Consider the following 14,268-nt stretch of genomic DNA (forward strand, 5'->3'; position numbering starts at 1 on the left):
ATCCGCGCACCGAATGCGCAAATCAGGGCCTGAGTCCCGAGCAGCCCTAAGGCTGTATTTTCCGTCCGGCCAGATGCGCCGAGATCGCCTCGAACGCACGAATGGTCGGGAACAGCTTGGAAGCATCCTGCGGCAGCGGCCAGCTGGAAAGCTTGACCGCGACCAGCTTGGTCGCCGGATCCATATAGATCATCTGGCCATGGATGCCCAGGGCCACCGCGGCCCCGGTGGCAGGGTTCGGGAACCAGATCTGGTTCCGGTAGTGCCCGCCGGGCATCATGTTGTCGCCCGGGGACTGGGCGAACGCCTGGACCAGTGCGGGATCGGTGGCGAAGGTGTCGGCGATCCATGCCTCGGAGAGAACCTGCTTGCCGGTCAGCGCACGCCCGCCATTGACATAGAGATGGCCGAAACGCGCCAAATCGCGCAGGCAGGCGTTGAATCCGCCGTCGAACATTCCGGTGCCGAATTGGTCAACGCCCATCACCAGATCCTGCTGGGCACCGAGCTTGGACCAGACATAATCCGAAAGCAGCTCCTGCAGCGGGGCGCCGCCGGCGGCTTCCAGCACCCAGCCCAGGGCGTCGGTCTCGCAGGAACGGTATTCGAAGACCCCGCCGTGCGGTCCCTTGGCCTGCAGGGTCAGCAAGAACTCGTACATCCCGATAGGCCCGATGCCGCCACGCGACGGGGCCCAGCCGATGGCCTCCTCCAGCTGGCGCACCTCGGCATTGGGATCCAGATACTCTTCGGAGAATTTGATCCCGGAGCGCATATCCAGCAGGTCGCGCACCCGGGCGCCGGCATAGCCGCTGCGTTCCAACGCCGGCACGTAGGTGGCTACCGCCTGCTCGGCATCAAGCATTCCGGCGTCCACCAGCGCCCCGGCCAGGGAACCCACCAGGGTCTTGCTGACCGACATCAGCAGATGATCGGTCAGCGACGTCATGGTGTTGTAGTACTTCTCCCAAAGGATCCGTCCATTGTGCATGACCAGCACGGCGTCGGTATTGGTCGCGTGCATTACCCCGCGCACGGTCAGCGCCGGGTCGGTAATGCTCGCCTTGGCCACTTCCAGTTTGCCCAGCTTCTCCTCGGCCAGGTGCAGTCTGACGATCGGGCCATCGCCGCGCGAAACCTTCACGGTGGGATGGATCCTGGCGATGTTCTGGAATGAGCGCTTGATATTCTGCGGGTACTGCCAGGTGGCGATGTTCAGCGCCTTGCTGGGAGGACCTGCCAAGTTGGCCGCCATGTGCCCGGCGGCATCAGTCGCTTCAGTTGCCATGCTCTGATGGCGGAACGTCAATTCCCTTGTATTGGGATCGGATACAGGAGATGAAGTGCTTGGCATCGATGCTGAGCTTGGTTTTCTTCTTGCCTTCGTACTGCAGCTTGGCCTTGGTGACCAGGACCCCAAGATCGGCTCCCTTCCATCGGTAATCCTCTACGCCGTAGATGCGCAGGAAGAATGCTTCCTTGTGGGTCTGTAGCGGGTGCCAGTCCAATGCGGAACGGGAAAATTGCAGCTTGCCGCGCGAGTCGAGGTAATAGTTTCCGGTGCGTGGGGCATGGGTGATGTACTGCAGGATGTCATCGGTTTCCTTGATGATCATGTGGCTCCAGACATCAGCCCCGCTCATCTCTTCCCAGCGAGCATTGATCTCGTCAACGTCCAGCTCGAATTCCACATCAAGGAATTCAAGCAGGTGGAAGAGGAACAGCGGCACGTCGGCATAGGCTCCGGCGGTGACGTTGGTGATGGCGCTGGCCCCGGAGATGCGCGGGTTCAGTTCGCCCAGGTACACCTCGTCGGTGTCGGTGTCCACCAGCACGTCCACCTCGAAGAAGCCGCGGTAGCCGGTGTCCTTCAGACCGTTGCCCACCTTGCGGACCAGATCGATGGCGCGCGAACGCTGCGAGTCGGTGACCACATCCGGGTGCATCTCATTGCCGCACCAGCCGCCCTTGTACGGAGTCAGTTCCTTGTAGCCGGCCAGTTCGGTCAGGATCGGCCCCACCACCGTGCCGCATTCGGTCAGCACTGCCTCAACGGCTACCGGCTGGTTGTTGATGCGCTTCATGATCTTGAGCTGTTCGCCGATGATGTTCTTGGCATGCGCCTTGAACTGCGCCTTCGAGTCGATGAAGAAGGTCGTCTTGCCCGAATCCCCGTAGGGGGTCTGGACCACCAGGTCCTTGCCCAGGCCGGCTTCCCCGGCCAGTTCCATGAGCTCGTCGTAGTTATCGGCGGTGCCCAGCACGTTGGGCACCGATGGTGCGCCGGCGGCATTGCCCAGCTTGGTGGTAACGATCTTCGAGTCCAGTTCGGTGCGCAAGGCGGCCGAGGGCAGGATCAGGTCGTAGCCCAGTTCCTCGCAGATTGATTCGGTTTCCTCGTCGAAGAAGACCATCGCGATCTTCGGCCGGGGACCGCCCGGGGTGCACTGGGAATCGATGTATTCGCGGACCTCGGAGTTCTCCAGCAGCCAGTTGTTGATCTCTTCGGCGCTCTGGAAATCGACATAGGGCTTCTCGGCGGGGGTGAAGACCCGCGGGTGGTGGCCGTCCCAGCCGTCGTAGTAGGTGATGTAGCTGAATTTGCGGACCCATCGGTCAAGGCCCAGCAGATTGACCGGGGTGGCGCCGAGGAAGAAGATCGGAGTGGTATTGGTGCGGAAGAAATGGCGAACTTCGCTCATGTTCTTCAGCTTGCGGTCCATGCGCAGGACCTTGGCCGGGAGATTCGCGGGTTCGGACTCGTTGTAGGCCGCGTCGACGGCGACGTTGGCGCTGAGCTGATCGGTAACAACGCGCGCTTTGTGGCGCAGCTTGTCCAGATCGCTGGGTTTGGGCATGCGGTGGCGAGAAGCCGGGGCGTGGGCTTCAAGAATGTTGGCCATGATGTGGAGATGTCCTTTGAAACTGTCCGAAGAAGGGCGGTTGCACGGCACAATGCGTGACAGTTTCATGCTCAGCGCTCATCGTAAGCACCGGCACACGTTCTGCTTAACGCGTGGTGAACATTGAGCCCGCCCCCGCCGCTGCGGCTTGTGACGTGGCATGCAACGGCAGGTTCGAGCCCAAAGCGAGGTAAAGGTTACTCCTTATTGCGGCAGCTGGCGGCCGCTAGCCAGCCACTGTCGAGGCGAAATCCAGCTGCTGGAATTCGAATCCGGCCTGCTGCAGGACTTCGCTGGTGACCTTGCGGCCGGTCAACGCGACCCGGGCATTGGTTCCCATGACCGCGGCGCCGATCTTGGGCAGCACCGACCCAGTGGGCAGGCCAGGCAGCCCAGCGATGGATCGCAAGGCGGCCATGACCTCGGCATTGCGCAGCGGCTTCGGGCTGGCGGCATGCACCAGGCCGGCAGGGATGGAGGGCTCTTCGAAGCCGAGCAGGCACCGGATCAAGCGCAGCCAGTCTTCTAGCCCGATCCAGCTGAACCACTGCTTGCCGTCCCCCAGGGGACCACCCATGCCGGTATTCACCAGCAGGTTCAGCGGGCCAAGCAGGGGAGCGTCGGGGTGCATCACCAGCGAAGTGCGCAAGAGATAGCGCTGTTCGGCGTTGACCGCGGCTTCGGAGAAGGCCTGCTCCCAAGCCGAAGCGACCCCGGTCATTTCCGGCAGGGCGCGCTGGTCGCTGGGAACGGGGCTGGACTCGGTCAGCTCTTCCTCGCCGGCGTCACCGAAGATGGCGGTGGTGCTGGCCTGGATCCAGGTGGCCAGCTGGGGCGCCGAGGCTGCGGCTTCGGCCAAGGTCTTGGTGGAGGCCACACGCGAGTCGGTGAGCGCTGCGATGTCATCCGGGGTGTTGCGCTTGTCGACGCGCTCGCCGGCCAGATTGACCAGGTGCACCGGATTCTTGCTGGACAGCGCGCGGGCCCAGGGCCCCTGGTGCACGCCATCCCAGCTGTACTGCTCGGCAGGGAAATCGTTTTCTGGGTTGCGGGTCAGCACCGATACTGAAATTCCGCGGCAGACCAGATCGGCGACGAGGTTGCGGCCAAGGAATCCGCGACCACCGGAGATCACCACATGGGCATCGCGCTTGCGGTGCGCACCCGGGGCGATGATCCGGTACAGGCGGGCCGCCGCGATGGCGAAGTCCTTGCACAGGGCGTTGGCCACGGTGAATTTGAAAGCGGTGGTGCCCGGGCCGTTGAGCTCAGCGGTGAAGTGCAGCACGGATCCGTGCTCATGGGGCTCTACCTGCCAGCGCAAGACCATTTCACCGGCCGGCTGCGGTTGGGTGAATTCCACCATGAGGGTGTCCTGGTTGCGCCGGGTGATGGAGCCCGAAGGCGCGGTGCTGCGGTGCAGCGGGCCGAAGAACTTGCCCGGCGGCAGCAGGTCCACCTTGGTGCCCACGCCGCGCTGGTCGTCATGCACGACGAAGCCGTCGAAGCTCTTCATCCACTGGCCGGTCTGCGACAGGTTGCCCACGATCGAGTAGACGGCCTGCGGGTCAGCGGCCAGGAACTGTGACTCGGTGCGCTGCCAGTGCGTGAATTTACTCGTGGTGCTCATCTTGGAATAGTTCCTTCCAGCTCGGTTTCTCGGGCATAGCTCTAGGCTACTGTGCCCGGTGCACTTCGGCAGGATAGACATCGAAGCCTGCCTGAACTGTTACACCAGGGTCCGGGAACGGGAAAAGCTCCCTTGGTCCATGCGGACCAAAGGAGCTTTGCATCGGGGCGTTGGCTAGGCGGTAACCTTCGCGCCGACTTCCTGTTCCATTTCGGTGAACTCGGCATCGATGGTCGGGTTCGGGCGGTAGGTTGCCCGGGAAACCAGCCATGCGACAACCAGTGCGGCGAGGAAGCCCGGGACGATCTCGTACATGGCCGAGGCCAGCACGTCCACGTTGCCCCAGATGAACACCACGACGGCGCCGGTGACCATGCCGGCGAAACCGCCCACGGCGGTCAGCTTGCGCCAGTACAGGGCCAGCAGGACAACCGGGCCGAAGGCGGCGCCGAAGCCCGCCCACGCGAAGGAAACCAGCTCAAGGATGGAGGAGTTCGGGTTCAGCGCCAGCAGGGCGGCGATGACGGCCACCAGCAGCACGCCCGAGCGGCCCAGCATGACCAGGGCCTTGGGCGAAGCCTTGCGGCCGGTGATGTTGTACAGGTCCTCCACCAATGCCGAGGAGCAGACGATCAGCTGCGATGACATGGTGGACATGATGGCCGCCAGCACCGCGGCGAGCACCAGGCCGGCGATCAGCGGGTGGAAGAAGATCTGGCTCAGCAGCAGGAAGACAGTTTCGCTGCTGGCCTTGTCCAGCGGCTGATCGGCGAAGTACGCGACGCCGATGAACGCGGTGGCGATGGCGCCCAGGGTGGTCAAGAACATCCAGCCGATGCCGATGCGCCGTGCGGTCTTCGCCTCGCCCGGGGTGCGCAGCGCCATGAAGCGCACGATGATGTGCGGCTGGCCGAAGTAGCCCAGGCCCCACGCTGCGGTGGAGAAGATGGCCACGGCGGCGAGGATCGCGCTGTTGTCGCTGAAGGAGGAGAACAGGTTGAACGCTTCGGGATTGACTTCGGTGACCTTCGAGGTGATGTCCCCGATGCTGCCGATCTGGATGACTGCCACAATTGGCACGGCAATCAGTGCGGCGAACATCAGCACGCCCTGGACCATATCGGTCAAGGATGCTCCGAGGAAGCCGCCGAACAGGGTGTAGAGCAAGGTGATTCCTGCCACGAAGAACATGCCCGCAAGGTACTGCCAGCCGAAGGAAGCCTCGAAGAACTTGCCTGCAGCCACCATTCCCGAGGATACGTAGAAGGTGAAGAACACCAGGATGATCACCGATGCGCCGATGCGCAGCAGGTGGCTGTTGTCCTTCAGGCGCTTTTCGAAGAAGCTCGGGATGGTGATGGCGTTCTGCGAGATCGCGGTGTAGGAACGCAGCCGCGGGGCGACGAACTTCCAGTTCAGCCACGCGCCGATGAGCAGGCCGATGCCGATCCATGCTTCGTGCAAGCCACCGAGGTAGATGGCGCCGGGCAGGCCCATGAGCAGCCAGCCGGACATGTCGGATGCGCCTGCGGAAAGGGCTGCGACCCACGGCTTCAGGCCGCGGTCGGCCAGCATGTAATCGTCAATGTTGTTGGTGCGGCGATATGCAATATAGCCGATGCCAAGCATGGCGGCCATGTAAATTGCGATCGCAATCATCTGGAAAGTCTGGTCGGACATTTTTCCTCATTACCGTTTGTGCCTGGGGCTTTTCTCAGCCGCCATAGGCGCGGATTTCTGTGGTGCGAGTCACCACTATGGCACTAATTCTCCGGTTTGTCGCCGGGTGCCATTTGGTCTGTGATCATTCTGTTATCTAGTCGACCGTATCGAAGTCTGCAGGGGTAGCCAAAATCGCGGAGTTGCTTGCATCACTCATTCCGGGCTGCGCGTGCAGCGATTTGCGCACCGCGCGGATGGCCGGGGACTGGGTGGAGGAATGCCGCATGGCGGTGAAGATGGTGCGCTCCGGAGAGCCGGGAAGATCCACCGTGCGCAGGCTGCTGCGCTGGTCGCGCAGGACCAGCTCTGGGAGCATCGCCACGGCGTTGCCCGAAGCGACTAACTGCACGTGAGCCTGCAAATCAGCGGTTTCGTAGCGCAGGTCCGGCTCGAACCCTGCAAGCCGGCAAGCCTGCAGGGCCCAGTGCCGGCTGGCGGCACCCGCGGGTTCCACCACCCAGGGCAGGGAGTTGGCATGCTCCAAGGTGTGCACCCGGTCGAATTCTGCATTTCCGGCCGCGCCTCGTGCCGGCAAGGCCAGGCGGATCGGATCGTGAGTCAGAACACGCCGATCGAGGTTGTCGTAGTGCGGCGCGGAATGCCCCGAGTACTGCTCCGCGACCACCAAATCGAAACTTCGGCTGCTGGTTTCATTCAGCGCGTCGGCTGGTTCCTGCTGGCTCATTTCCACCCGCAGATTGGGGTGCCTGGTGCGCAGTTCGCGCAGTACCGGCGGCATGAGCCGGAGCATGGCCGTCTGGAAAACCGCTAGCCGGACGGTTCCGGACACCGTGGACATGGCCGCGGACAGATCCGCTTCGGCACGTTCCATGGAATCGAGCAGCTCTTCGGTGTGGGCCACCAGGATCTGGGCCTGCGGGGTGAGCTTGAGGGTGCGTCCCGTGCGCCGCAGCAGCTCCACTCCGGTTTCCGATTCCAGCTGGCTCAGCTGCTGCGATACCGAGGAGGGGGAGTAGCTCAGCGCATCGGCCACCTCGGCAATGGTTCCGCGGATATGCAATTCGCGAAGCAAGCGCAATCTTCTCAGTTCAAGCACGGATTTCCCGCCATTCAGTTAATGGGGACTCACGGAGTCCAGACACTTCGGCAAAACCGAACGAACATCTTCGGTTTTGTTCACTTTTGCTTAAGACAATATAGGTTCATACTCGATCTTGCACACAGCTTTTCTTATCGGCCCACTGGCAGCAGCAGGCCGCCGGATTAGCCATAACGACATCAGCGTTCGGTGCCGAACCACAAGTACGAATTGCATCGAAGGGACCACCAGTGTCTTTCACCTCCACCCAGCACGTAGTGCCAGCCGCACTAGATGCCGACGGCAACCCGCTCACCTCGCCGGCCGAACTCGCTGACGACGTCATCAAGCTGGTGCGCCGCTGGCTCACCGAAGCTTCCGAATACCCTGTAGATGCTGCCGCTGCCCGCCTGGCCGGTGTGCTCAAGGACCCCAAGGGCCTGGACTTCACCGTAGGCTTCGTCGATGGCGTGATCCGCCCCGAAGACCTGAAGGTCGCGGCAGCCAACCTCAAGCAGCTGGCTCCCATGGTGCCAAGCTTCCTGCCCTGGTACATGCGCAAGGCCGTCGCAGTAGGCGGCGCCATGGCCCCAGTCGTGCCGCAGGTAGTAGTTCCCATCGCCCGCAAGGTCTTGCGCGAGATGGTAGGCCACCTGATCATTGACGCCTCGGATGCCAAGCTCGGCGGCGCGATCTCCAAGATCAAGCGCGAGGGCGTAGACCTGAACGTCAACCTGCTCGGCGAGGCCATCCTCGGCGAAGGCGAAGCAGCCCGCCGCCTGGATGGCACCACCAAGCTGCTGGAACGCAACGACGTGGACTACGTGTCGATCAAGGTCTCCTCCACCGTCGCCCCGCACAACCACTGGGCGTTCGACGAAGCCGTGGAGCACATCGTGGAAAAGCTGCAGCCGCTGTACGAGCTGGCTGCCAACAGCCCGAAGAAGAAATTCATCAACCTGGACATGGAAGAGTACAAGGACCTGGAGCTGACCATCGCGGTCTTCACCAAGATCCTTTCCAAGCCGGAATTCAAGGACCTGCCCGCCGGCATCGTGCTGCAGGCCTACCTGCCAGATGCCCTAGGTGCAATGATCCAGCTCCAGGAATTCTCCGCGGCCCGCGTGGCCGAAGGCGGCGCACCCATAAAGGTCCGCGTGGTCAAGGGCGCCAACCTGCCAATGGAAACCATGGAAGCCGACATCCACGGCTGGCCGCTGGCCACCTGGCACACCAAGCAGGACTCTGACACCAGCTACAAGTCCGTGCTGGAATACGCGCTGCGCCCCGAACACGTGAAGAACATCCGCATCGGCATCGCCGGGCACAACCTCTTTGACGTTGCACTGGCTTGGCTGCTGGCCAAGTCGCGCAATGCCACCGACGGCATCGAATTCGAAATGCTGCTGGGCATGGCTACCGGCCAGGCCGAAGCGGTGCGCAAGGACGTCGGCTCGCTGCTGCTCTACACCCCGGTGGTGCACCCGCAGGAATTCGACGTGGCCATCGCCTACCTGATCCGCCGCCTCGAAGAGGGCGCCAGCCAGGAAAACTTCATGTCCGCAGTCTTCGAGCTGGCCAAGAACGAGGCCTTGTTCGAACGCGAGAAGAACCGCTTCCTCGCTTCCCTGGAAGCCATGTCCTATGTGGTCCCTGCCCCGCACCGCGTGCAGAACCGCCAGGTCCAGGATCCGGCGCTGAGCACCCGCGTGGCCGGTTTCGCCGATGGCTCCACCGAATTCTTCAACACCCCGGATACCGACCCGGACCTGAACCAGAACCGTGCCTGGGGACGCGAGATCCTGGCCAAGATGCAGGAATCGCCGCTGGGCAAGGAACTGGTCAAGAACAACACCCTGAACAGCGCCGGCGAACTCGACGAGTCCATCGCCATGGGCGTGGATGCCGCCGCCGGCTGGCAGCAGCTGGGCTCGGCCCAGCGCGCGCAGATCCTGCACCGTGCCGGCCTGCTCTTCGAGGAGCGCCGCGCCACCTTGCTCGAGGTCCTGGGCTCCGAATGCGGCAAGACCATTGACCAGGGCGATGTGGAAATTTCCGAGGCCATCGACTTCGCGCACTACTACGCGGAACTGGGCCGTGAACTGGATACCGTGGATGGCGCGAAGTTCGTCCCGTCGAAGCTGACCGTGGTCACCCCGCCATGGAACTTCCCGATGGCGATTCCGGCCGGTTCCACCCTCTCGGCGCTGGCCGCCGGTTCCTCGGTGATCATCAAGCCTGCCAGCCAGGCCGCCCGCGTGGGCGCCGTCATGGTGCAGTGCCTGTGGGATGCCGGCGTGCCCAAGGACGTGCTGCAGCTGGTCTTCGTGGGCGATCGCTCCCTGGGCCAGCAGCTGGTCTCCGATGAGCGCGTGGACCGCCTGATCCTCACCGGCGGCTACGAGACCGCGGAACTGTTCCGCTCCTTCCGCAAGGACCTGCCGCTGCTGGCTGAGACCTCCGGCAAGAATGCCATCATCGTCACCCCGAACGCCGACCTGGATCTGGCTGCGCGCGACGTCGTGCAGTCGGCCTTCGGCCACGCCGGACAGAAGTGCTCGGCAGCTTCGCTGGTGGTGCTGGTGGGCTCGGTGGCTGAATCCCGCCGTTTCAACAACCAGCTGATCGATGCGGTGAAGTCGCTGAAGGTCGGCTACCCGTGGAACCCCGAATCCCAGATGGGTCCATTGATCGGCGAGCCGGGCGAAAAGCTCAAGCGGGGCCTGACCACCCTGGGCGCCGGCGAGCGTTGGGCCATTGAGCCGAAGCAGCTCGATGACTCGGGCAAGCTCTACTCGCCGGGCGTGCGCTACGATGTGGCCCGCGGCAGCGAGTACCACAAGACCGAATACTTCGGCCCGATTCTCGGCGTGATGACCGCCAAGACCCTGGAAGAAGCGGTGGAGATCGTCAACGAGGTGGACTACGGCCTGACCTCGGGCCTGCATTCGCTGGATTCGGCGGAGATGGGCTACTGGCTGGAGAACATCCAGGCGGGCAACATCTACGCCAACCGCGGCATCACCGGTGCCATCGTGCAGCGCCAGCCGTTTGGCGGCTGGAAGAAGTCGGCCATCGGCGCAGGCACCAAGGCCGGCGGCCCGAACTACCTGGTCGGCATGGGCTCCTGGGTGGACGCCCCCGCCACGCAGGGCGCAGCGCTCTCGGCATTCGACCAGCGCCTGCTGAACACCTCAGAACTGGATTCGGAGCAGGCGCAGTGGCTGGGCTCGGCACTGGCCAGCGACAAGCTGTGGTGGAACAACGAGTTCAACCAGGCCAAGGACCGCTCGGGGCTGGTCGCCGAGCGCAACATCTTCCGCTACCGCGCGGTTGACGTGACCGTGCGCTTCGAAGAAGCCACCAGCGGCCACGGACTGGCCGAGGCGCTGCGCGTCATTGCCGCCGGCGTCACCGCAGGTTCCCGCGTGATCTTCTCCGCTGACGTGCAGCTGCCCTTGGGCGTGCGCAACCTGTTGGCCGAGAACTCGGTCACCGTGGTGCGCGAAGACGCTGCGGCATTCGCCGCCCGTGCTGCGAAGCTGGCTGCGAAGACCGGTCCGGAGTCCGCTGCCCGCATCCGCCTGATCGGCGGCTCGATGAAGGCTGTCGCCGAGGCAGCCAACGGCAAGCCGGATGTGGCCATCTACGCATCGCCGGTGACCGCTGCCGGACGGGTGGAGATGCTTCCGTTCCTGCATGAGCAGGCCGTATCCATCACCGCTCACCGCTTCGGCACCCCGAATCACCTCAGTGATTCGCTGATCTAGCAGGCAAGCGCATAAAGCAGTGGCCAGCATCCATTTATTTGGATGCTGGCCACTGCTTTATGCCGGATGCTCTTTACTTCTTGCGTACCTTGTACTTGGCGACCAGAAGATCCGCGGTGGCGGAGAGGATCGCCGGAAGAATGTAGCGCGCCAAGGTCACCAGGGTAAAGGCGAGTACGGATCCGCTGGCCGAACCAGCCACGGACAGGGCCGCAAATCCCAGGCCCACCGCGGAGAGCAGGCCGACGATCCAGCCAGCGAGCTTGCGGGGACGCAGGACGAACCAGCCAACTAGCGAAAGCACCGGCAGGAGCAGGCCCCAGACGGTGAAGTAGCCGGTGTACATTCCTTGCAGATCCAGCGCGGAGACCAGGAACCAATCGCCATATTCCACGGTGTCCAGTACCGGCAGCTTCAGCAAGATGTCCAGGACCAGCGACAGCAGGACCAGCAGCATCGCGAAGACCTTGGTGTCCTTGCGCGCTTCGAGCAACCAGAAGCTGCCGATGGCCACGAGCCTGATCACCCATAACGCGATCAGGGAGAGCAGGCTGCCGCCGGTGACATAGTCGGCGGTGGACAGCAGCGTGGATCCGGTGATGCCGGCGATCAGCACCAGCCAAACAATGATCAGGCGGGCCGGCAGATGCAACAGTGGTTTTTCTTCGCTCACTTAGCCAAGTCTAATGAAGCTGGCTGTGCATCGACTTGGTTTCACCCTAATGGAGTACCGATTAGTAGGCCAATACAGGGCTAGGATGACTTGCATGGCGCGTTCATTCACTCTGATCCAGTTGCGGTATTTCATTGAAGTTGCGCGGTTCGAAAACATGCGTGCCGCAGCAGCGTCCTTGAATGTCTCGCAATCGACATTGTCTGCCGCGATCAACCATTTGGAACGCGATTTAGGCGTGCAGCTGTTCCTGCGGTTACCAAACCGTGCGTTGAACCTGTCCGAGGACGGGAAGCGACTTGTGGCAGGTGCCCGGAACCTTTTGGAAAATGCGGAGATCTTGCACTCGTCATTGAGCGGAGCGAGCCATGAACTTAGCGGAAGACTGCGCGTCGGAATTTTCGCGCCGTTGGCACCCTTCGTTGCACCGAGGTTGTTCGCAGCATTCAAATCCGCATTCCCCGGTATCGAATTGCAATTTATCGAAGGCGAGCAACAACAAGTTCTAGATGCCTTGCGCAAGGGCGAATGCGAAATAGCGCTCATGTATGACCTCGGCGTCGGAGCAGAATTCTCGATGGAGCAGGTAGACCGGTTAGGTGCGCACGTCATCGTGGCCCAAGAACATCCGCTGGCGCAAGGCAACGGAACTGTATCGCTAGAGGACCTCGTTGACGAGCCGCTAGTTCTGCTCGATCAAGAACATTCAAGAGAGTACTTTCTCAAGCTCTTCTCCTCGTTGGGACTCCAACCCAATGTGGCCCATTGGGTTTCAGGATACGAGACCGTCCGTTCCTACGTGGCCATGGGGTTGGGATATTCGGTTCTGAACCGGCGTTTGTCGCATGACCTGACCTACACCGGCAAAGCCGTAGTGCCCCTGCAAATCAGTGATCCGGTCATTCCCATTTCAATTGTGGTCGCCTATCCGAAGGAGATGCAGATGACGCGGAAAGCACGGGCGTTCGCAGACCTTGCGGGCGAGATCCTGAACGACGGGTAACTTCTGATCGCTTTTAGCGATCACGCCAATAAAACTTTTGCGTTGGACGACATGACGTGGATCACAGATCGTTGAGTACTAAGAGGCCGGACTGCTCGTCCGCTCCTTCCACAGCAGCTTCCTGAGAATTCGGCGGAGCTTAGCCCGAAAGAAGGCAGACTCGTGACCCTGAATAGCATTGATGCCGGCGCGGTGCCGTCGACGACGAAATCCGACATGAAACAGAAGCGTCGCGTGCTGGCCGGTGGCAGCATCGGACAGTTCATCGAATTCTACGACTTCACGCTCTACGGGTTATCGGCAGTCACGCTGTCCGCACTCTTCTTCCCATCAGACAGCCCGCTGGCAGGCCTGCTCGCGACGTTCGCGACGTTCGGTGTCGCCTTCTTCGTCCGGCCGCTTGGCGGAATGTTCTTCGGCGTGCTGGGAGACAAACTCGGTCGCCGTAAGGTCTTGTTCATCACCTTGATGACTATCGGACTGGCAACATTCGCTATCGGACTGTTGCCGACCTTCGCGCAAATTGGAGCTCTGGCTCCAGCACTTCTGGTGTTGTGCCGACTCGTCCAGGGATTCTCGGCCGGCGGCGAATCTGTCGGTGCACCTGCCTTCGTCTTCGAACATGCGCCAATTGATAGACGAGGCTTCTGGCTGAACATCACTCTGGCAGCTACAGCATTGCCGTCGGTGATAGGTGGAACCCTGATCCTGGTGCTGTCCACGACGATGGACTCCGAAGATTTTGCATCCTATGGCTGGCGTATACCATTCCTGCTCGCCCTCCCGCTCGCACTCTTCGGCCTTTGGATTCGCTCCAAGACCGAAGAGTCGGAAGCATTCCAGCAGGTGCTCAAGAAAAACGAGCACAAGGAGTACAGCCCTTTGCGCCAGACGTTCGCAGAGAACAAGCTCCGGATGCTTCAGGTCATCTTCGTCATGGCGCTGACAGCCATGGGGTTCTACTTCCTCTCCGGATACTTCGTTTCCTATGTCCAGGTAACCGGAAACCTGAGCCTGGAAATGTCGCTAGTGGCAAATGCCGTAGCCATGGCCAGCTACGCGATCCTGCTTCCTATTGGCGGACGGTTCAGCGACCGCTTCGGACGCAAGCCGATGCTCATCGCAGGTTCCGCAGCGCTGATGATACTCAGCATTCCATGCTTCATGCTGGTAACCAGCGGTTCACTCGCCTTGGCAATCATAGGGCAACTGCTCTTCGTGGTTCCCATGTGTATTTATGGCGGCGGTTGCTACACCTTCTTCGTGGAAATATTCACCACCAGAACTCGGTACACTTCCTCAGCCATCAGCTACAACGTTGCCTACGCAATCTTTGGCGGCACTGCTCCATTCGTCGGGACGTGGCTGGTCTCGGGCACCGGTATTGCGATGATCCCAGGCGTGTACATGGCCACAGCCGCACTTATCGTGCTGTGTCTGCTGGTCTTCACCCCAGTGCCGGAAACCCATCCGCTATATGCCAAGTCTTCGCCAGCCACCGGCCAGTAAAAGCGCCGTACTCTAACTT

At 61.9% G+C, this 14,268-nt stretch carries 9 protein-coding genes; 3 read left to right on the top strand and 6 right to left on the bottom strand.

The window, feature by feature from the left end:
* Nucleotides 1-46: 46 nt before the first annotated feature.
* From ACIOTL_RS16625 to ACIOTL_RS16645, 5 genes are all read right to left on the bottom strand, one after another.
* Nucleotides 47-1,288, bottom strand: a complete 1,242-nt coding sequence (locus tag ACIOTL_RS16625; RefSeq protein ID WP_400343777.1) for a serine hydrolase domain-containing protein — start codon at nt 1,286-1,288, stop codon at nt 47-49.
* The gene (locus tag ACIOTL_RS16630) at nt 1,278-2,903 is read right to left on the bottom strand and encodes a biotin carboxylase (protein WP_400343780.1); all 1,626 of its coding nucleotides are present in this window, start codon (nt 2,901-2,903) and stop codon (nt 1,278-1,280) included. The genes ACIOTL_RS16625 and ACIOTL_RS16630 overlap by 11 nt, the downstream gene beginning before the upstream one ends.
* Before the next feature lie 226 nt (nt 2,904-3,129).
* On the bottom strand, nt 3,130-4,533 hold the full coding sequence (locus ACIOTL_RS16635) for an NAD-dependent epimerase/dehydratase family protein (protein ID WP_400343782.1): 1,404 nt from the start codon (nt 4,531-4,533) through the stop codon (nt 3,130-3,132).
* 174 nt (nt 4,534-4,707) lie between these two features.
* On the bottom strand, nt 4,708-6,213 hold the full coding sequence (gene putP / locus ACIOTL_RS16640) for a sodium/proline symporter PutP (protein ID WP_133834892.1): 1,506 nt from the start codon (nt 6,211-6,213) through the stop codon (nt 4,708-4,710).
* A 136-nt stretch (nt 6,214-6,349) separates the two neighbouring features.
* Nucleotides 6,350-7,312 carry a LysR family transcriptional regulator gene (locus ACIOTL_RS16645; RefSeq protein WP_400343785.1) on the bottom strand — a complete coding sequence of 321 codons (963 nt, stop codon included), beginning with the start codon at nt 7,310-7,312 and terminating at the stop codon, nt 6,350-6,352.
* Nucleotides 7,313-7,545: 233 nt separating this feature from the next.
* Between ACIOTL_RS16645 and ACIOTL_RS16650 the strand changes: the two genes are divergently transcribed.
* The gene (locus tag ACIOTL_RS16650; RefSeq protein WP_400343788.1) at nt 7,546-11,064 is read left to right on the top strand and encodes a proline dehydrogenase family protein; all 3,519 of its coding nucleotides are present in this window, start codon (nt 7,546-7,548) and stop codon (nt 11,062-11,064) included.
* Nucleotides 11,065-11,137: 73 nt separating this feature from the next.
* On the opposite strand, the gene ACIOTL_RS16655 is transcribed toward ACIOTL_RS16650, so the two are convergent.
* Nucleotides 11,138-11,737 (bottom strand): hypothetical protein, encoded by a 600-nt coding sequence (locus ACIOTL_RS16655; protein WP_332727621.1) that lies wholly within the window; start codon nt 11,735-11,737, stop codon nt 11,138-11,140.
* Between the two features lie 94 nt (nt 11,738-11,831).
* Here ACIOTL_RS16655 and ACIOTL_RS16660 point away from each other — a divergent pair, with 94 nt between their 5' ends.
* Together ACIOTL_RS16660 and ACIOTL_RS16665 are read left to right on the top strand one after the other, a co-directional pair.
* Complete coding sequence (locus ACIOTL_RS16660) at nt 11,832-12,740, top strand: LysR family transcriptional regulator (protein ID WP_400343791.1); 909 nt, start codon at nt 11,832-11,834, stop codon at nt 12,738-12,740.
* Nucleotides 12,741-12,902: 162 nt separating this feature from the next.
* Complete coding sequence (locus ACIOTL_RS16665) at nt 12,903-14,249, top strand: MFS transporter (RefSeq protein WP_359192590.1); 1,347 nt, start codon at nt 12,903-12,905, stop codon at nt 14,247-14,249.
* Nucleotides 14,250-14,268 lie beyond the last annotated feature (19 nt).

The organism is Glutamicibacter sp. NPDC087673 (assembly GCF_044743255.1).
In the GTDB taxonomy this organism is placed as follows: Bacteria; Actinomycetota; Actinomycetes; order Actinomycetales; family Micrococcaceae; genus Glutamicibacter.

What these genes read in the sequence shown, in the direction of transcription:
- ACIOTL_RS16625 (WP_400343777.1), bottom strand. Translation starts at nt 1,288, where the DNA reads ATGGCAACTGAAGCGACTGATGCCGCCGGGCACATGGCGGCCAACTTG.
- ACIOTL_RS16660 (WP_400343791.1), top strand. Translation starts at nt 11,832, where the DNA reads ATGGCGCGTTCATTCACTCTGATCCAGTTGCGGTATTTCATTGAAGTT.
- ACIOTL_RS16635 (WP_400343782.1), bottom strand. Translation starts at nt 4,533, where the DNA reads ATGAGCACCACGAGTAAATTCACGCACTGGCAGCGCACCGAGTCACAG.
- ACIOTL_RS16630 (WP_400343780.1), bottom strand. Translation starts at nt 2,903, where the DNA reads ATGGCCAACATTCTTGAAGCCCACGCCCCGGCTTCTCGCCACCGCATG.
- putP (WP_133834892.1), bottom strand. Translation starts at nt 6,213, where the DNA reads ATGTCCGACCAGACTTTCCAGATGATTGCGATCGCAATTTACATGGCC.